This window comes from Streptomyces sp. NPDC002588 (assembly GCF_040295925.1).
In the GTDB taxonomy this organism is placed as follows: domain Bacteria; phylum Actinomycetota; class Actinomycetes; order Streptomycetales; family Streptomycetaceae; genus Streptomyces.
This window is the reverse complement of the sequence record NZ_JBEOWF010000083.1, coordinates 1-17,534: the sequence shown is the minus strand read 5'-3', so window position 1 is coordinate 17,534 and position 17,534 is coordinate 1. Positions and strand designations below refer to the sequence as shown.

The window sequence follows — 17,534 nt, the reverse complement described above, 5'->3', positions numbered from 1 at the left end:
GACTTCAACCACCCGGCCACGGTCGAGCGCGGCGAGGCGTTCAAGTACTTCGAACAACTCGGTTACGAGGCCCGGGTCAACGGGGTCACCACCGCACTGTGGGACGCCTTCAACTACCTCAACAGGGGGACCCTGCAGTGGCGTGACCCCGAGCTGATCAACCGGATCAGGTCCGCCTGGACCACGCGTTCCGGGACCGCCTCCAGCGACACCGTGTACCTGCCCAAGTCGGGAACCATCGCCGCGCAGACGCTCACCCTGAACCCGAACGGAGCCTCCTTCCTCGATGTGTGGCAGGGCAACCGGAAGCTCACCCGGGGCCGCGACTACACCGTCTCCGGCGACCGGGTCACGCTCACCGCCGCCGCTCTCACCCGCCTCGCCGGGGATCGCGACTACGGGGCGAACTCGACCATCCAGTTCCGCTTCTCCTGCGGCCTGCCCTGGCCGGTCCACATCCGCACGTACGACGCCCCCGTGCTCTCGAACGCGTCCGGCACGAGCAGCGGCCTGGTCGTCCCCACGGACTTCCGGGGTGACGAACTGGCCACCATGGAGGCGAAGTACGCGGACGGTTCCAACGCCGGCACCGCCACCTGGACCTCCTACCAGCAGTTCAACACGACGTTCTCCCCGGACTACCCCGGCGGGGCGATCGACCTCACCCCGGACTTCCTGGGCAGCCTCACCGACGGCGCGCCGGTCACCCTCACCTTCCACTTCTGGAGTGGCACCACCGTGACGTACCAGGTCACCCGCTCCGGCAGCACGGTGACGGGATCCAGCGAAACATAAAGCGCCTCGATTCAAGAATGAGAAACACAGGGGGCGTCGCTCGCCGGCCTGAAGTGCCACAATGCATCTGGAGACAACGACAACATGAAGTGCTGGGCATTCCCTCCGTGAATCCGGATGTGATCGTTCGGCGGCAACGAGGGTGGGCGAGCGTGGCGGACAACGGGTCGGACGTGTCGACGGAGCACGCGCCGGTCTCCCCGGAGGAGCCGCGGGGGCCGGTCACCATCGCCTACATCGCCGAGACGGCCGGAGTCTCCATCCCCACCGTCTCGAAGGTGCTCAACGGCAGGTCGGGCGTCTCCAGCGACACCCGCGCCCGCGTCGAGGAACTGATCAACCGTTACGGCTACAAGAAGCCGCCGGGCAGCCGGAACACCACCGTGGAGCTGGTGTTCCGCGAGCTGAAGAGCCTGTGGGCGGTCGAGATCATCCGTGGCGTCGAGCGTGTGGCCAGCAAGAACCGGGTGGGCGTGATGGTCTCCGAGTTCGGGCTCCACGACGCACCCACCCGGACCGTGGAGGACATGGTGGGCCGCAGACCGCACTGCGTGCTGTCCGTGGCCCAACTGTCCGACGAGGAGCGCGAGCAACTCAGCGTCAAGGGCATCCCCTTCGTCGTCTTCGACCCGACGGAGGAGCCCCCCGACGACGTGCCCTTCGTCGGCGCCACCAACTGGCGTGGTGGCCAGTCGGCAACCCGGCACCTGATCGACCTCGGGCACCGCCACATAGCGATGATCGGCGGCCCCCGGGAAGTCTCCTGCTTCCGTGCGCGGCAGGCCGGTTACACATCCGCCCTGGAGGCGGCAGGCCTGCCCACCGATCCCGGCCTGGTGATCAATGCACCGCTCACCAGGGAAGGCGGCAGCGAAGCCGCGCGTGAGCTGCTGATGCGGAGCGAGCGGCCCACCGCCGTCTTCGCCTCGAACGACCTGCAGGCACTGGGTGTCTACCAGGCCGCCCGCGAACTGGGACTCACCATCCCCGACGACCTCAGCGTCGTGGGTTTCGACGACCTCCCTGTCGTGGCGTGGGTGGACCCGCCGCTGACGACGGTTCACCAGCCGCTGACAGAGATGGCGGCGGCAGCCACCGAGCTCGCGCTCTCGCTCGGCCGCGGCGAGAGGCCGGCGCAGATCGGCGTGGAGATCGCCACCACGCTTACCGTGCGCAGCAGCACAGCCGCACCCGCGAAGAAGCGGAAGAAAGTCTGACGGCTGCCGAGGCCGGTGCGCAGTACGCCCTCAGGGCGGTAAGCCCTTTGACGCCCCGTGCCCTGAGGCGTGACGCCGAGCAGCAGGGCTCACCTGCGCGTGACCAACAAGATGCGAATCGCTCGCGAAGAGATCTTCGGCCCAGTTCTGTCCATTCTTCCCCTCCGTGGCCACAGCTGATTGACAACAGCATCAGAAGGTGAGGACCAGCCGTCCCCGGCGTCCACCGGCCTCCAGCAGCCGGTGTGCTTCGACTGCCTCCTCGGCAGGCAGGGTCCGTGCGACCCGCAGGGTGAGCCGGCCTTCCTCCGTCAGCCGCCGGAGGCGGTCGAGCTGGGCGCGTTCGCGCGCGTACTGCGGCACGAACGTGTACCGGATCTCGATGCCGCGTTCACCGGGCACCTGGGTACCGCCGACCGACGACGCCACCAGGCCGCCGTCCCGCACCGCGCCGATGGTGCGGCCCGCGACACCCGCGGTGTCGACGAGCCCGTCGACGCCGGCCGGTACTTCCTTGCGTACCAGCTCCGGGAACTCGGTACCGCGAGGCAGGACAACGTCGGCCCCGAGCTCCTTCACCAGTTGCTCGTCCTTCGGTGCCGCGTCGGCGATCACTCGGAACCCGTCCGCCTTGGCCAGCTGGACGGCGTAGCCGCCGACCGCGCCTGCTGCTCCGGTGATCGCCACGGTGGCGCCTGCGGGAAGTTCCAGCAGGTCCAGTGCCATACGGGCCGTCAGCCCGTTCATCGGCAGCGTGGCGGCCTCGACATCGGTCACGCCCGACGGTATACGGACCACCGATTCGGCGGGCGCGACCAGGTGCTCCGCGTACGCTCCGTGCGTCCCGGAGACCACCACGACAGCCATGACGTGGTCGCCGACGGTGAGATCGGTGTCGGTTCCCTCGCCGATCTGCTCGACCACGCCGGCCGCGTCCATCCCGGGGACGTAGGGCGGCTCGGCGTCGGAGACGAAGGCGATTCCGCGGCGCACCAACGTGTCGACGGGGTTGACCGTCGCCGCGTGTACACGGATCCGGATCTCGCCCGGCCCGGCCTCGGGGACCGGAAGGTCCAGGACCCGCAGTACGTCGGGCCCGCCGAATTCAGTCAGGCCTATGGCCTTCATGGAAAGTCCTTCCTGGGAGGTGAGTCATTCGACCGTCGCACCGCCCGACAGGCGGATCTCCTCGCTGTCGAGGGCGGCCTGCAGGCGGCGCAGTACGGTGTCGTCGATCCGGCGCTCGTCGCGCAGCCGGACGACGGTGGCGCGTTTGCTGGCGATGAGGGCCAGGCGCAGCGCGAGGTAGTCCTGGTGCTGGAGCACCGCGGGGTCGTCGTGGGCGCCCGCGCTCCGGGCCCGTACGGATGCCAGGTGGGCCTCGTACTCCTGGCGAAGCCACTCGACGATCTTCGGATCGCTCCGCAGGTCGGCGACGAGCCGGGGCATCGCCTTGATGGCTTCTTCGATGGCGGTGGTCTCGGCGAGGTCGTGTTCTTCGTCGACCGAGGTGTCGGGCGGCAGCTTCGCCCAGCGCACCGCCACCGGCAGCAGCAGGCCCTGCACCACCAGCGTCACGAGGATGACGCCGGAGGTGACGAAGACGATGAAGCTGCGGTCGGGGAACGGCTCGCCCGAGTCGAGTGTCTGCGGTACCGAGAGCACCATCGCGAGCGAGACCGCGCCCCGGAAGCCGGCCAGCCCGCTGACCACCCGGGTCCGGTGACCGACGCGCAGCATGCGTTGCTGGGGGCGGCGGTCCAGCGCGCGGACCAGGTAGGTGGACGTGTACAGGAACGCGAAGCGCACGGCCACGAGGACCACGCAGATGACAGCGACCGCGGTCAGCGCGTCCCGGAGGTCGGCACGGCCCAGGTCACGGACCGCGTACTGGAGCTCGACCCCGACCAGGACGAACAGGGCCCCGTTGATGATGAAGGTGGCCAGCGGCCAGAACGCCAGGGCCTGCGTGCGGTGTTCGGCCTGGATGATACGCGGGGCGACCTGGGACATGATCAGGCCGCTGACGACCACCGCGAGGACGCCGGAGGCTTCGATGAGTTCGGCGAGCAGGTAGGCGGTGAAGGGCGCCAGGATCATGACGAGGTTGCCGAGCAGGGGGTCGGTCAGGCGGCGCCGCAGGTTCATGTTCACCCACGCGACCGCCACGCCTACCGCGGCTCCGCCGCCGTACGCGAGCAGGAACAGTCCGCCGACGTGCGGGATGCTCAGGTGTTCCTCGCCGACCGTGATGCCGACGGCGAGACCGTAGATGACCAGGGCCGTGCCGTCGTTGACCAGGCTCTCCGCGCGCAGGACGGTGACCTGGCGGCGCGGCAGGGCGCGGGCGAGGACGCCGACCGCCGTCGCGTCCGTGGGTGCCATGGCCGCGCCGAGCACCCACGCCGGCCCCCACGGCAGCCCGAGGGCGTGCCCGGCCGCGGCGACGGCCCAGGCCGTGAGGATGACGAGTACGGTGCTCAGTTGCAGGATGCCGCGCAGGTTGGTGCGGATCTCCCGCAGGGAGGTGGTCAGGCTCTCCCAGTAGAGCAGCACCGGAAGGAAGAGCAACAACACGACCTCCGGGGGAAGTTGCGCCTCCCGTACGGCCGGGACGAACCCCAGGAGAACACCCGTCACGAGCAGGACGACGGGTGGGGCGATACCGAGGCGCTGTCCCACGGCGTTGCCCACCAGCACGGCCACGCCCAGGACCACGACGAGTTCGAGACCGAGCAAGGTACTTCTCCTGGAGGGGTGAAAGAGCTGCCGTTCAGCGGGGTGTGAGCTTCAGGGTCGTGTCCCGCGAGGCCACCATGGGGTTGATGTAACTCGCGCCGTACCGGCCGTACTTGGTGCGGTAGGCGGTGTCGATGCGGTCATTGACGTCGGGGTCGGTGACCTCGACGAGGGTGACGTCCTTGTCGACGCCGCCGGAGCGGATGTGGCCCTCGTGGCTGGCCCGGGCCGCGCGGTACCAGGCGCCGACACTGCCGCGGAAGGAACGGACGTAGAGGTCGTCGCCGTCGCGGACGACCCAGATCGGCACGGGTGTGCGCGATGTTCCGTCGCTGCGCGAGGGGGCCATCCGAAGTTCCTCGGCGTGCTCGATCCGGGTCAGCTCGTCGTTCGTCCAGGTCGCCATGAGTCTGCCTCCTCTACGACCGTGCAGCGGGATGCCCTCGTGGGCGTGAGCGCGGTCGGCGCAGCTCACACCCACGAGGCGACCGGGTCAGGGCTTGAGGAGGGTCTTGATGGCGCGGCGCTCGTCCATCGCCTTGTAACCCTCGGCGACCTGGTCCAGGGGCAGGGTGAGGTCGAAGACCTTGCCCGGGTCGATGTGGCCGGACAGGACGCGGTGGATCAGGTCGGGCAGGTAGCGGCGTACGGGAGCCGGGCCGCCGCGCAGGCCGACCTGGGAGAAGAACAGCTCCTGGCCGTCGACGGCCACCTCGTGCGGGACGCCGACGAAGCCGACGTTGCCGCCGGGCCGGGCGGAGTGGAGGGCCTGGCTCATGGACTGGGCCGTGCCGACGCACTCCAGGACGGAGTCTGCGCCGATGCCGCCGGTGAGCTCCTTGATGCGGGCGATGCCCTCCTCGCCGCGCTCGCCGACGATGTCGGTGGCGCCGAACTCCAGGGCCAGCTTCTGCCGGGACTCGTGCCGCGACATGGCGATGATCCGCTCCGCGCCGAGCTCCTTCGCGGCGATGACACCACACAGGCCGACGGCTCCGTCACCGACCACCACGGCCGTCGAACCCGGCTTCACCTCGGCGGCGAGGGCCGCGTACCAGCCGGTGCCCATCACGTCGGACACGGCGAGCAGGCTGGGCACGAGATCGGCGGAGGGGTGCTCGTCCGTGGCGACCAGGGTGCCGTGGGCGTTGGGTATGCGCACGTACTCGGCCTGGCACGTGCTCATGAACTCGCGGTTCAGGCAGGAGGACTGCCAGCCCTTCCGGCAGTTGGCGCAGGTGTTGTCGGAGGTGGCGAAGGAGCCGACCACGAACTGGCCGGGCTTGACCTGGGTGACCTCGCTGCCGGTCTCCTCGACGATGCCCACGTACTCGTGGCCCATCGGGTGCGGGTCACCGACGGGCTCCAGGCCACGGTACGGCCACAGGTCCGAGCCGCACACACAAGTGGCGACCGTACGGATGATCGCATCCGTCGGATTGACGATCTTGGGCTCGGGGACGTCCTCCACCCGGATGTCACCGGGGGCGTGGATCAGCGTTGCTCGCATGTCTTCTCTCCTGATGCGTTTCTCGTGTGGGGGTGGCTCGGGCGCGGGTGGGGTCTTCGCGCTGGTGGGTGGCCCTTGCCGGTCGGCGGACGCTTCAGGAGTTCCATCGTGATCTCTTCGTGCGTTGCTGTGGTGCTGCGGCTCGGGCAGCGATCTCACCCGGACGTACCGGATTCCTCGACGATGGCCAATGGGGTATAGGGAAGCGTCGACGGCCTGTGAAAAAAATACCGTTCTCTGGCTCTGCCACTGCCCGCAAGGCCCGTGGACAGGAGAATTCCACCCCGGGGAAGAAGTAACCAGGGATAAAACCTTCCTACCCAGCCGAGTGGCGGCGGGCGCACACTGGCCAGTATGAACAGCAGTGCGCACCGTAAGGAGCTGGGGCAATTCCTGAAGGCCCGCCGGGCCGAGCTCAGCCCCCGCACGGTCGGTCTGCCCGAAACCGACCGGCGCAGGCGCGTGGCCGGCCTGCGCCGGGACGAGGTGGCGGTGCTGGCCGCCATCAGCACCAATTACTACACCCGCCTGGAGCAGGGTCGCACGACCCCCTCCGCGTCCGTGCTGACCGAGCTCGTTCGGGCCCTGCACCTGAGCGACGACCAACGGGACCGTCTGTTCGAGCTGGCCGGAAAAGAGGCCGGCGGGGTGCGGCGGCGGGCTCCGCAGAAGGCGCACCCCCGGTTGCGTACCGTGCTGAACGAGCTCAGCGTCTCCCCCGGCATGATCCTGGGCCGGTACCTGGACATCCTGGCGTGGAACCCGATGGCCGTCGCCTTGTTCGGCACCGATTTCGCGCAGGTCCCCAAGCCGCAGCGCAACTACGTCCGGCAGCTCTTCACCGACCCGGCCATGAGAACGCTGTACGCCGCCTGGGAGGGCTCCGCTCGCAACGTGGTGGCCGTGTTGCGGCAGCAGGCCGCAGTCTGCCCCGACGACCGGAGACTGACCGCCCTCGTCGGTGAGCTGTCGGTGCGGGACGACCAGTTCCGTCAGTGGTGGGGAGGTCGCCATGTGGCACCCCGCCCCGGAGGCACCAAGGTGTTCAAGCACCCGGTCGCAGGTGAACTCGCCCTCGCCTGGGACGCCCTCACCTGCGTGGCCGACCCCGACCAGCAGCTGATCGTCTGGAGCGCCGAACCCGACTCGCGCGCCTACGAGGGGCTGCGCTTCCTCTCCTCCTGGGCGGCGACCAAGCAGGACGACTCCGAGACCGACACCGTCAACTGACCGGGCGGTCTCCTTTCCTGCCAGTACAGAGAAATGGGAGCAGAGCCCAGCACAAAAGGGCCACTGCGATTTCCGGCATGCCCTTACGCTTTCCACCTGGCCAGGAACAAATCCCGACCAGGGACAAATCCTTCCTACCTTCGCCGTTTAATTCCGTGCCATGCTTCCAGAGCACGATTCGCACAAATCATTTTCGAGGAGCAATACCCCCATGTCCTCCACCTCCCGCCCCACGGTCGCCGTCGCGTTCCACTCCGGCTACGGCCACACCACTGTCATCGCCGAGGCCGTGGCGCGCGGTGCCGCGGAAGCCGGCGCCGAGGTGATCTCCATCCCCGTGGACACGATCACCGACGAGCAGTGGGCGCAGCTCGACGCCGCCGACGCGATCATCTTCGGTGCCCCCACCTACATGGGCACGGCCTCCGCCGCCTTCCACACCTTCGCCGAGGCCAGCAGCAAGCGCTGGTACACCCAGACCTGGGCCGACAAGATCGCCGCCGGCTTCACCAACTCCGGTGCCAAGAACGGCGACAAGTCCTCGACCCTGGGCTACTTCTTCACCATGGCCGCCCAGCACGGCATGCACTGGGTCAGCCTCGGCGTGCAGCCGGGCTGGGCCTCCACCGAAGGCAGCGAGGACGACATCAACCGTCTGGGCTACTTCGTCGGTGCGGGCGCCCAGTCCCCGATCGATGCCGGCCCGGAGGCGGTCCACAAGTCGGACATCGCCACCGCCGAGGGCCTCGGCGCCCGCGTCGCGCGGCAGACCGCGTTCTTCCGCGCCGGCCGCGCCGCCCTCGCCGCCTGAACCCAAGAACCACACCCTCAGTCCGACCCGAAAAGGAGCAGCATCATGTCCGACTCCCCGAACCTCGCTCTCGTCCGTCGGCTCTACGACTCCGCCATGGCTCCGGACGTGGTCGCCGAGGTCATCGACCCCGACATCGTCTGGGACATCACCCCCGGCTTCCCCTACGGCGGCGTCTACAAGACCTGGGCCAGCGCCGGCGGTGACTTCTTCGGCCGGCTCGCCCCCCGCTTCACGTCCTTCGGCGCGGTGGCCGAGGACTTCTACGACGCGGGCGAGCACGTCTTCGTACGCGGCCACTACCACGCCGTGTCCAAGTCCGGCGAGGAGTCGGACGCGCGCTTCATCCACCTGTGGACGGTCGGCAACGGCAAGCTCACCCACCTGGTCCAGGCCGCCGACAGCCACGTCGTCCAGCAGGCCGCGAACAACTGACCGCCCGCACTCACCCCAGGGAGCACCCCATGGCGAAGATCCTCTTCCTCATCACCGCCGCCGACCACTGGACCCTGGCCGACGGGTTCGAGCAGCCGTCCGGCTTCTGGGCCGAGGAGGCCATCGGTCCGTACGGCGTCTTCAAGGAGGCCGGCTACGAGATCGCCGCAGCCACCCCGGGCGGCGTACCGCCCACCGCCGACGCGCTCAGCCTGACGCCGGACTTCAACGGCGGACCTGAGGGTGCCGAGCAGATGAAGACCGCTCTGCGCGAGGCCACCGAACTGGCGAACCCGATGCGCATCGAGGACGTGAACATCGACGAATTCGACGCGGTGTTCGTCCCCGGCGGCTGGGGCCCGATGGAGGACCTGTCCGACGACCCCGCGGCCGGCAAGCTGCTGAGCGACTGGCTCGCCTCCGGCAAGATCGTGTCGCTGGTGTGCCACGGCCCGGCCGCGCTGCTGTCCACCGTGGACGCCGACGGCAAGTCCCCGTTCCACGGCTACCGCCTGACCGGACTGTCCAACTCGGAGGAGATCCAGAACGGCCTCGCCGACCGGGCGAAGTGGCTGCTTCAGGACCGTCTGGTCGCGGACGTGGGCGCGGACTACCAGAAGGGCGAGGAGAACTTCGCTCCCCACCTCGAGGTGGACCGCACCCTCATCACCGGCCAGAACCCCGCTTCGGCCGTCCCGCTCGCCCGGGAAGTCGTCAAGACCCTCGGCTGACACCCCGCACCGCCGATCACAGAAAGAGGTAGTACTCATGGACAGCAACGCGACCCTTCCCAGCGTGGGGCAGACCTGGCTGGCGGACCTCGGCCCGGACACGCCGCTCGGCCACTTCACTGTGGAGATCACCTTCGACTCGGCGACCCAGGTCAGCTTCGAGGTGACGGGCGGTGCCATCAAGGGCCGCAGGCAGACGATGGAGTACACGACCACCCAGCTCCGCGAGGGCCTGTACGTCGTGCGCTGGACCGAGCCCGACGCCGGTGACCACGTCACCCACATCGAGGACTACACCGAGGGGACCTGCATGGCCAGCTCCGTCATCGGTGGCGAGTTCGTCCAGCTCCACGGAAAGTGGAGCCGCGTCCGCTGAACCCGTGGTGACGGCCGCAGGTCGCACTTCATCTTGACGGTGAGGCTTCCAGGGACAAATCTCTCCCCCTGACAACACCGCTCTCCGATGTCAGGGTGATGGCATGAACCGCGATCCTCACCGTCACGATCTGGGGGAATTCCTCAAGGCGCGCCGCGCCGAGCTCGACCCGGCCGCCGTCGGCCTGCCCGACGGCGGCCCGCGTCGCGTCGCGGGCCTGCGCCGTGAGGAGATCGCCGTACTGGCGGCCATCAGCACCGACTACTACGCCCGCCTCGAACAGGGCCGCATCCAGCCCTCGCCGTCCGTACTGGACTCCCTGGCCCGGGTGCTGCACCTGGACGAGGATCAGCGGGCCTACCTGTACGAGCTCGCGGCCAAGGACGATTTCCGCCCTCCCCGGAGGCAGCCGCGTCTCGCGGCGCAGCCGCAGTTGCAGCGCATGCTCGACGACATGGCGCACACCCCGGCGTTCGTGATCGGGCCGCGCACCGAGATCGTCGCCTGGAACGTCATGGGCGCGGCCCTGATCACCGACTTCGGAAAGATCCCGGAGAAGCAGCGCTACTTCATCAGGCTGCTCATCACCGACCCCGCCATGCGCGAGCTGTACGCGGACTGGGAGGGCGTCACCCGGCTGGCCATCGCGCAGATGCGGATGCACAACGCCAACAACCCCGGGGATGCGCAGCTCACCGCCCTGGTGAATGAACTCTCGGTCCGGGACGACCAGTTCCGCCAGTGGTGGGCCGCTCACAACGTCGCTGTCCGGGACACCGGGACCAAGCATCTGCGCCACCCCGTCGCGGGGGATCTGCATCTCGACTGGAACGCCGTCACCTGGGCCGCCGACCCCGACCTGCAGATCATCGTGTGGACCGCCGAAGCCGGCACGCCCACCCACGACAGCCTGCGCATGCTGGCGTCCTGGGCCGCCGACCCCAGCCACACGCCCAGCGGCAGCTCTGCCTGACCGTTCCGCAGTGCCTGTTCCTGACCCGGCTCGGATCTTGAGCACATCTTCCGGATGATCAAGCAGACGCTCGACTGGCCCCTCCCGAAACTGCGCACTCCCGAGTCCGAGGATCATTGGATCTGGCTCGTCATCGCCGCCCGGGCCCAGCTCCTCCGCGTGGTTGCCACGGACCTGCGGCGCCCCTGGGAGAAGCCCGTCGATCCGTGCTGCGTCTCCGGGCGACGGTGAGCCCTGACAGCCAGAGAGCCGACCCGGGGCCGGCCCGGGTCGGCTTTCGGTCTTCCTTGGTCAGCGGACGTGCTCGTCGAACCAGGCGACGGCGACCTCGGGGTGTTCGCTGAAGTAGTTGTAGCCGTCGAAGCGGCGTGAGGTGCCGTAGATCCAGTGCATCTTCTTGTCCTCGACCGGGATGGCGTCGTGGACCGCCTGCACGGCTTCCGGGGTGGTCATCACGTCGTCGTGCACCTGCCCGACCAGGGTGGGCACGGTGATGGCGGAGGCGTACTTCGCGGGCGACTGCTCCGCCAGATGGAAGCCGGTGCGCTCCAGGACGGCCTGGTCGAGCCGGTCGTAGCCGCCCTCGAAGCCGATTCCCTTGGAGAACTGCTCGCCGATCGACCGGCCCTCCAACGGCTGGTGCAGGACCATCGCCTGGATCTCGGCGAACTCCTCCGGGTGCCTGGCCCACGCCACGGCGGTGGAGTTGCCGCCCAGGCACACCGACAGCAGGGCCTTCTTCATGCTCGCCGTGTCCGCGCGCGAGGCGACATAGCGGAGGGATCCGATGACGTCGCGGTACTCGGTGAGGCCGATCGTGCAGATCCCGCCGTTGCCGTAGCCGCTCATGCCGTGGTTGCGCAGGTCGTAGGTGAGGACGTTGTAGCCGGCGTCGTGCAGCCCCTTGTAGGCGGGCAGGAAGTTGACCTCGAAGCCGCCGAAGCGGTCCCAGCCCGGCAGATGCCCGGGGTAGCCGTAACGATTGCCGGGCGAGAAGTGGTTGTGGATGATCAGCCGGTCGGAGTCCGCGGGGATGAACCAGCCTTCCAGAGGAACGCCGTCCATCGACGGGAACGTCACGTCCTCGTAGGCCAGACCCAACTCGGAAGGGCGGCGCAGCAGGGGGGCGCGCCGGCCGTCCGTGGTCCCCTCCGTCCACTGCCCGACGAATCCGTTGAACGCCAGCTCCGCCATATCGACTTCGGTCATGGTGTGCTCCTCTCGATGGGGACGCTATGAGCGATATAGGTTGTTTGCGAGTTTTCCTCGTGGGTGGGCCCCATGCCGGCACTGGCCGCCGGGTCGTCGTGCGGCGATCCGGCCAGGTCCCGGCATCTGTGCTGCCGGGACCTCCGGAGTGCCGCGTCAGATCGTCGCTGTGTCGATCACGAACCGGTACCGCACATCGCTGTTCAGCACCCGCTCGTACGCCTCGTTGATCTGGTCGGCGCGGATCAGCTCGATCTCGGAGCCGAGGCCGTGCTCGGCGCAGAAGTCCAGCATTTCCTGGGTCTCGGCGATGCCGCCGATGGCGGAGCCTGCGATCGACCTGCGGCCCATGATCAGGGGGAAGACGTTGACGGAGATCGGCCTCTCCGGGGCGCCCACGTTCACCAGGGCTCCCTCGATCTTCAGCAGGTTCACGTACGCGCTGAAGTCCAGCGGGGCCGAGACCGTCGAGACGATCAGGTCGAAGGTGCCCGCCAGCTCCTCGAATGTCTTCGGGTCGCTGGTGGCGTGGTAGTGATCGGCGCCCAGCTTCAGGCCGTCGTCCTGCTTGCGCAGGGACTGCGAGAGGACCGTCACCTCGGCGCCCAGCGCGTGCGCGATCTTGACGCCCATGTGGCCGAGACCGCCCAGACCGACGATCGCGACCTTCTTGCCCGGGCCCGTGCCCCAGTGCTTCAGCGGGCTGTACAGGGTGATGCCGGCGCAGAGCAGCGGCGCGGCCACGTCGAGGGAAAGGCCGTCGGGGACGCGGACGACGTAGTTCTCGTCGACGACGATCTTCTCGGAGTAGCCGCCGTAGGTGGGCTCCCCGTCCTTGCCGATGTAGTTGTACGTCTGGACCATGCCGGTGCCGGTGCAGTACTGCTCCAGGCCGGCCTTGCAGTGGTCGCACTCCCGGCAGGAGTCGACGAAGCAGCCGACACCCACCCGGTCGCCGACTGCGTACCTGGTGACGCCCGGGCCGACCTCGGAGACCACGCCGGCGATCTCGTGGCCGGGGACCATCGGGAAGATGGCGGTGCCCCAGCCCTCGCGGACCTGGTGGATGTCGGAGTGGCAGATGCCCGCGAACTTGATGTCGATCAAGACGTCGTGCTCGCCGACCTCGCGGCGCTCGATGGTGGTGCGCTTCAGCGGGGCCTTGGCGGTGGACGCGGCGTACGCGGCGACAGTGGTCGTCATGAGGGGGGATCTCCTAGCGGTGCTCACGCGCCCGGCCGCTTTCCGACCGGACGCGGTGACGAGCATGCAGCGCCGCCGGGCCATCAACCAGGGAGGGAATGTGCCTACGTTCGCCGTTCCTGCTTCCGGCGGAGACGGGCTCGGGTACGTATGGCGCCGGGAACACCGGATCGGTTACCTCTAGTTGGTCGGCGAGAAAACCAAGGGGGGACAAAACTCTCCCCGTCACACGCACTACTTGTGATGCCAGACTCCTCACGAGGACGGCCGCAGCACTGAGAGCGCGGTCGCCCAGGTCTGCGGCGACGACGATCCCGCCTCCTTCCCTGCCGTTCTGTACGGCCGACCCGCCCGTGACGCGAAGGCAAATCCATGACCACTGATCTCTCTGAATCTGCCGTTCCACCCCCCACCGGGTCCAGCGAGTCATCCTCGGCGCCCAGCCGGCGCACGTTCATCGCCACGAGTACGGCGGTAGGTGGTGCGGTCGTTGCGGGCGGTGTGATCGGGGGGTCCTACGTTGCCGGTTCCGAAGAGGCGGCCGCCGCCGAGGCGCCTCCGTCCAGCCGTGTCTCGTTGACCGTCAACGGCACGCGGCGGACCGTGACGGTGGACAACCGGACGTCGCTGCTGGATCTGCTGCGCGAGCACCTCGACCTGACCGGTTCCAAGAAGGGCTGCAACGCCGGGGCTTGTGGCGCGTGCACGGTGCTGGTCGACGGACAGCGGGTCAACTCCTGTCTGACGCTGGCCGTTCGGCTGGAGGGCGCCGAGGTCACCACCATCGAGGGCCTGGCCAAGGGCGACCGACTCCACCCGCTCCAGCAGGCGTTCATCGACGAGGACGCCTTCCAGTGCGGCTACTGCACCCCGGGGCAGATCCTCTCCGGTGTCGGCTGCATCCAGGAGGGCCACACCGGTTCCCCCGAGGAGATCCGGGAGTGGATGAGCGGCAACATCTGCCGCTGCGGCTGCTACGTCAAGATCGTGCGCGCGGTCGAACAGACCGCGGGCCGGAAGTAAGGAGCGGCCGCCGTGCATCCCTTCACCTACACCCGCGTCTCCACCACCCGGGAAGCCCTCAACGCCGGTCGCCTGGGAGGGCGTTACATCGCCGGAGGCACCACGCTGGTCGACCTGATGCGCGAGACCGTCGAACGCCCCGAGGGGCTGGTCGACATCTCCGGCCTGCCGCTGGACGAGGTCACGGTCACCGGGCGCGGGGGCCTGCGCATCGGCGCGCTGGTGAGCATGTCCGAGGCCGCCGCGCATGCCAAGGTGCGCACGCTGTACCCGGTCGTCTCGCAGGCCCTGGAGCTGAGCGCGTCGGCCCAGCTGCGCAACATGGCCACCATCGGCGGCAACATCATGCAGCGCACCCGCTGCACGTACTTCCGGGATGTGACCGCAGCCTGCAACAAGCGCGAGCCCGGCTCCGGTTGCGCGGCCCGGGAGGGCTTCAACCGGATGCACGCGATCCTCGGCACCTCCGACGCCTGCGTGGCCACCCACCCCTCCGACGTCGCCGTGGCCTTCGCCGCCCTGGAAGCAGCGGTGCATCTCCTCGGGCCAGAGGGTGCGCGCACCCTGCCGTTCGCCGACTTCCTGCTGCGGCCCGGCAGCACCCCGAACCGTGAACAAGCCCTCAGAAAAGGTGAGTTGATCACGGCCGTGGAGATCCCGGCGCTTCCGCGTCCGCTCAGGTCCGGCTACCTGAAGGTGCGCGACCGGCAGTCCTACGAGTTCGCCCTGACCTCGGCGGCCGTCGCGCTGCACATACGCGGCGGAGTCATCCAGGAGGCGAGGGTCGCCGCCGGTGGCGTGGGCACCGTGCCGTGGAAACTGCCCGCCGTCGAGCGGCATCTCATCGGTGAGCGTCCCTCGGAGTCCCTGTGGACGTCCGCTGCCGCGAAGGCGGCGATCGGCGCCCGCCCTCTCCGGCAGAACGGCTTCAAGGTCGAGCTGCTGAAGCGGACCGTCGAACGCCAGCTGCGCATCGTAGGAGGTACCAAGTGAGCCCCCAGCCACAGGCAGCCGTGGGTGCGCCGCTGTCCCGCGTGGACGGCCGGCTCAAGGTCACCGGCAAGGCGCTCTACTCCGCCGAACACGACGTCGACGGAGCCGTACACGCCGTCATCGTCGACGCGAGCATCGGACGCGGCCGCATCACCTCCGTCGACACCCGCGACGCCGAAGCCCACCCGGGCGTACTACGGGTGATCAGTCACCGCAACGCCCCGAAGCTGCCGTACCGCGACAACCCCGGCTCCAACAACCCGCCTGGCCGGCGGCTGCGCGTCTTCCAGGACGATCTGGTCCTCTTCCACGGTCAGCCGGTCGCCGTCGTGGTCGCCGCCACCCTGGAGGCCGCGCAGCACGGCGCGAGCCTGGTCAAGGTCGCCTACGACGCCGAACAGCCCTCGACCGACCTGCACGAGGCCGAGCCGGGCGAGGCGGTCCCCTACGCACGCGGCGACGCCGAAGCCGGGCTGCGCTCCGCTCCCGTACGGCTGGACCTGACCTACGAGCTGGCCCGCAACCACCACAATCCGATGGAGCCGCACGCCACCATCGCCCGCTGGGAGGGCGACAAGCTGACCGTGTGGGACAAGACGCAGTGGGTGGCGGGCACGCAGACCGAACTCTCCACGGTGTTCGACCTGCCCATGGAGTCGGTGCGCGTCATCTCGCCGTTCGTCGGCGGCGGCTTCGGCAGCGGGCTGCGCTGCTGGCCGCACACGGTCGTCGCCGCCCTGGCGGCGCGGGTGACGGGCCGTCCGGTCAAGCTGGTGCTGAGCCGTCGGCAGCTGTACTTCGGTACCGGCTTCCGGCCCTCGTACGCATACCGTCTGCGGCTGGGCAGCGACCGGCGCGGCCGGCTGTCCGCCGCCGCGCACGAGATCGATGCCGAGACCTCGTCGTACGAGTCGTTCTTCGAGGCGGTCATGCCGGCGGGCCAGATGCTCTACAGCATGCCCAACGTCAGTCAGGCGTACCGGAGGGTGCCACTGGACGTGAACACCCCGATCTGGATGCGCGGCCCCGGCTTCGCCTCGGCGTCGTTCGTGATCGAGTCGGCCATGGACGAGCTCGCGGACCGGCTCGGTATCGACCCGATCGAGCTGCGCCGGCGCAACGAGCCGAGCGAGGACGAGTCGACGAACGAGCCGTTCTCCACCCGCCGACTGAGCGAGTGCTACACGGTCGGCGCCCGCGAGTTCGGCTGGGACCGCCGTAACCCGAGGCCGCGCTCGACGCGGGACGGGGACTGGCTGATCGGCCTGGGCATGGCCGCCGGTGTCTACGACCCGGGGCGGTATCCCGCGCAGGCCCGGGCCCGTCTGGATGCCGACGGCACCGCGGTGGTCGAGGCGGCCACCAGCGACATGGGGCCGGGTACCTACACCTCGCAGACCCAGGTGGCCGCCGACGCGCTGGGGCTGACCATGCGTACGGTGACCTTCCGGCTGGGTGACTCCCTCTATCCGCCGACCTCGCCGCACGGCGGTTCGGCGACCATGGCCAGCGTCGGCTCGGCCGTCGTCGACGCCTGCAACCAGGTGCGGCGGCAGGCGATCAAGCTGGCAGTCGAGGACCGCGAGTCGCCGCTGTACGGGGTGAACGCGGACGACGTGGTCGTACGCAGCGGCCGACTGCATGTACAGGGCAACCCGGCGCGTGGTGAGACGTACAAGAGCCTGCTGGCGCGCAACAACCGCGCCCACCTGGAAGCCAACGGCACCTACAACGGGCCGGGCGCCGAGCGGTCCGCCTACTTCGCCTACAACGCCACCTTCGCCGAGGTCGCCGTGGACGCGGCCCTCGGTCTGGTCCGGGTGCGGCGCATGCTCGGCGTGTACGACGCAGGCCGCATCATCAGCCCCAAACTCGCGGACAGCCAGGCGATCGGCGGCATCGTGGGCGGTATCGGAACGGCGCTGCTGGAGCACACGGTCACCGATCACCGTGACGGGCGGATCGTGAACGCGAGCCTTGCCGACTATCTGGTCCCGGTGAACGCCGACATCCCCGAGATCAGGGCGATCTACCTGGACGGCGAGGACAACGCCGGCAACCTGCTGGGCGTCAAGGGACTCGGCGAGGTCGTGCAGGTGGGCGTGGCAGCCGCGATCGGCAACGCGGTCTTCAACGCCACCGGCCGTCGGGTCCGCCAACTGCCCATCACCGCTGAGGCGTTGCTCTGACGTCACCGCCTCCATGGCCGGTCCGGCAGCCGAACCCCCCGTACGGCTGCCGGACCCTCCCCGGGCCGCCGCCGCGTACGCGCCCCCTATCGCCGCGGCG

At 69.1% G+C, this 17,534-nt stretch carries 18 protein-coding genes and 1 pseudogene; 13 read left to right on the top strand and 6 right to left on the bottom strand.

Features of this window, described 5'->3' with window-relative positions:
• The 3 genes from ABT057_RS48015 to ABT057_RS48005 all read left to right on the top strand — a co-directional run.
• Positions 1-795 (top strand): X2-like carbohydrate binding domain-containing protein (locus ABT057_RS48015; RefSeq protein WP_352351558.1); only part of this gene is annotated, 795 nt, incomplete at its 5' end.
• 173 nt (positions 796-968) lie between these two features.
• Positions 969-2,012 carry a LacI family DNA-binding transcriptional regulator gene (locus ABT057_RS48010; RefSeq protein WP_352351560.1) on the top strand — a complete coding sequence of 348 codons (1,044 nt, stop codon included), beginning with the start codon at positions 969-971 and terminating at the stop codon, positions 2,010-2,012.
• A gap of 69 nt (positions 2,013-2,081) precedes the next feature.
• Positions 2,082-2,192 (top strand): aldehyde dehydrogenase family protein, encoded by a 111-nt coding sequence (locus ABT057_RS48005; protein WP_352351556.1) that lies wholly within the window; start codon positions 2,082-2,084, stop codon positions 2,190-2,192.
• Between the two features lie 12 nt (positions 2,193-2,204).
• Here ABT057_RS48005 and ABT057_RS48000 read toward each other — a convergent pair whose 3' ends face one another.
• From ABT057_RS48000 to ABT057_RS47985, 4 genes are all read right to left on the bottom strand, one after another.
• Complete coding sequence (locus ABT057_RS48000; protein WP_352351554.1) at positions 2,205-3,140, bottom strand: NADP-dependent oxidoreductase; 936 nt, start codon at positions 3,138-3,140, stop codon at positions 2,205-2,207.
• A gap of 24 nt (positions 3,141-3,164) precedes the next feature.
• Complete coding sequence (locus tag ABT057_RS47995; RefSeq protein WP_352351552.1) at positions 3,165-4,751, bottom strand: Na+/H+ antiporter; 1,587 nt, start codon at positions 4,749-4,751, stop codon at positions 3,165-3,167.
• A 34-nt stretch (positions 4,752-4,785) separates the two neighbouring features.
• Positions 4,786-5,157, bottom strand: a complete 372-nt coding sequence (locus tag ABT057_RS47990; RefSeq protein ID WP_352351550.1) for a DUF2255 family protein — start codon at positions 5,155-5,157, stop codon at positions 4,786-4,788.
• Between the two features lie 87 nt (positions 5,158-5,244).
• On the bottom strand, positions 5,245-6,261 hold the full coding sequence (locus ABT057_RS47985; protein ID WP_352351548.1) for a zinc-dependent alcohol dehydrogenase family protein: 1,017 nt from the start codon (positions 6,259-6,261) through the stop codon (positions 5,245-5,247).
• Positions 6,262-6,615: 354 nt separating this feature from the next.
• On the opposite strand from ABT057_RS47985, the gene ABT057_RS47980 reads away from it, so the two are divergent.
• The 7 genes and pseudogenes from ABT057_RS47980 to ABT057_RS47950 form a co-directional block, all read left to right on the top strand.
• Entirely contained in the window at positions 6,616-7,491 is an 876-nt protein-coding gene (locus tag ABT057_RS47980) for a helix-turn-helix domain-containing protein (protein ID WP_352351546.1), read from the top strand.
• A 211-nt stretch (positions 7,492-7,702) separates the two neighbouring features.
• Complete coding sequence (locus ABT057_RS47975) at positions 7,703-8,302, top strand: flavodoxin family protein (RefSeq protein ID WP_352351544.1); 600 nt, start codon at positions 7,703-7,705, stop codon at positions 8,300-8,302.
• Positions 8,303-8,347: 45 nt separating this feature from the next.
• Positions 8,348-8,737, top strand: a complete 390-nt coding sequence (locus tag ABT057_RS47970) for a nuclear transport factor 2 family protein (RefSeq protein WP_352351542.1) — start codon at positions 8,348-8,350, stop codon at positions 8,735-8,737.
• A gap of 29 nt (positions 8,738-8,766) precedes the next feature.
• Positions 8,767-9,468, top strand: coding sequence for a type 1 glutamine amidotransferase domain-containing protein (locus ABT057_RS47965; RefSeq protein ID WP_352351540.1), 702 nt, complete (start codon positions 8,767-8,769; stop codon positions 9,466-9,468).
• Positions 9,469-9,505: 37 nt separating this feature from the next.
• Positions 9,506-9,844: a MoaF-related domain-containing protein gene (locus ABT057_RS47960; protein ID WP_352351538.1), complete on the top strand. Its 339-nt coding sequence runs from the start codon at positions 9,506-9,508 to the stop codon at positions 9,842-9,844.
• A gap of 103 nt (positions 9,845-9,947) precedes the next feature.
• The gene (locus ABT057_RS47955) at positions 9,948-10,817 is read left to right on the top strand and encodes a helix-turn-helix transcriptional regulator (RefSeq protein WP_352351536.1); all 870 of its coding nucleotides are present in this window, start codon (positions 9,948-9,950) and stop codon (positions 10,815-10,817) included.
• Between the two features lie 33 nt (positions 10,818-10,850).
• Positions 10,851-11,024: pseudogene (locus tag ABT057_RS47950) on the top strand (NF041680 family putative transposase); the annotation flags it as partial.
• Between the two features lie 84 nt (positions 11,025-11,108).
• Here the strand turns inward: ABT057_RS47950 and ABT057_RS47945 are convergent.
• Positions 11,109-12,026, bottom strand: a complete 918-nt coding sequence (locus tag ABT057_RS47945) for an alpha/beta hydrolase family protein (protein ID WP_352351534.1) — start codon at positions 12,024-12,026, stop codon at positions 11,109-11,111.
• Between the two features lie 156 nt (positions 12,027-12,182).
• Entirely contained in the window at positions 12,183-13,229 is a 1,047-nt protein-coding gene (locus ABT057_RS47940) for an NAD(P)-dependent alcohol dehydrogenase (protein WP_352351532.1), read from the bottom strand.
• A 372-nt stretch (positions 13,230-13,601) separates the two neighbouring features.
• Here ABT057_RS47940 and ABT057_RS47935 point away from each other — a divergent pair, with 372 nt between their 5' ends.
• From ABT057_RS47935 to ABT057_RS47925, 3 genes are read left to right on the top strand one after another with little or no spacing between them, the layout of a single operon-like run.
• Positions 13,602-14,252, top strand: coding sequence for a (2Fe-2S)-binding protein (locus tag ABT057_RS47935; RefSeq protein ID WP_352351530.1), 651 nt, complete (start codon positions 13,602-13,604; stop codon positions 14,250-14,252).
• Positions 14,253-14,264: 12 nt separating this feature from the next.
• A complete protein-coding gene (locus ABT057_RS47930; protein WP_352351528.1) occupies positions 14,265-15,245 on the top strand; it encodes an FAD binding domain-containing protein in 981 nt (326 codons plus the stop codon).
• Positions 15,242-17,434, top strand: a complete 2,193-nt coding sequence (locus tag ABT057_RS47925) for a xanthine dehydrogenase family protein molybdopterin-binding subunit (protein ID WP_352351526.1) — start codon at positions 15,242-15,244, stop codon at positions 17,432-17,434. The genes ABT057_RS47930 and ABT057_RS47925 overlap by 4 nt, the downstream gene beginning before the upstream one ends.
• The last annotated feature ends 100 nt before the right edge of the window (positions 17,435-17,534 follow it).

Excerpts from the sequence above, each read along its gene's own strand:
- ABT057_RS48000 (WP_352351554.1), bottom strand. The coding sequence starts at position 3,140 with ATGAAGGCCATAGGCCTGACTGAATTCGGCGGGCCCGACGTACTGCGG.
- ABT057_RS47990 (WP_352351550.1), bottom strand. The coding sequence starts at position 5,157 with ATGGCGACCTGGACGAACGACGAGCTGACCCGGATCGAGCACGCCGAG.
- ABT057_RS47985 (WP_352351548.1), bottom strand. The coding sequence starts at position 6,261 with ATGCGAGCAACGCTGATCCACGCCCCCGGTGACATCCGGGTGGAGGAC.
- ABT057_RS47980 (WP_352351546.1), top strand. The coding sequence starts at position 6,616 with ATGAACAGCAGTGCGCACCGTAAGGAGCTGGGGCAATTCCTGAAGGCC.
- ABT057_RS47975 (WP_352351544.1), top strand. The coding sequence starts at position 7,703 with ATGTCCTCCACCTCCCGCCCCACGGTCGCCGTCGCGTTCCACTCCGGC.
- ABT057_RS47970 (WP_352351542.1), top strand. The coding sequence starts at position 8,348 with ATGTCCGACTCCCCGAACCTCGCTCTCGTCCGTCGGCTCTACGACTCC.
- ABT057_RS47965 (WP_352351540.1), top strand. The coding sequence starts at position 8,767 with ATGGCGAAGATCCTCTTCCTCATCACCGCCGCCGACCACTGGACCCTG.
- ABT057_RS47960 (WP_352351538.1), top strand. The coding sequence starts at position 9,506 with ATGGACAGCAACGCGACCCTTCCCAGCGTGGGGCAGACCTGGCTGGCG.
- ABT057_RS47955 (WP_352351536.1), top strand. The coding sequence starts at position 9,948 with ATGAACCGCGATCCTCACCGTCACGATCTGGGGGAATTCCTCAAGGCG.
- ABT057_RS47945 (WP_352351534.1), bottom strand. The coding sequence starts at position 12,026 with ATGACCGAAGTCGATATGGCGGAGCTGGCGTTCAACGGATTCGTCGGG.
- ABT057_RS47940 (WP_352351532.1), bottom strand. The coding sequence starts at position 13,229 with ATGACGACCACTGTCGCCGCGTACGCCGCGTCCACCGCCAAGGCCCCG.
- ABT057_RS47935 (WP_352351530.1), top strand. The coding sequence starts at position 13,602 with ATGACCACTGATCTCTCTGAATCTGCCGTTCCACCCCCCACCGGGTCC.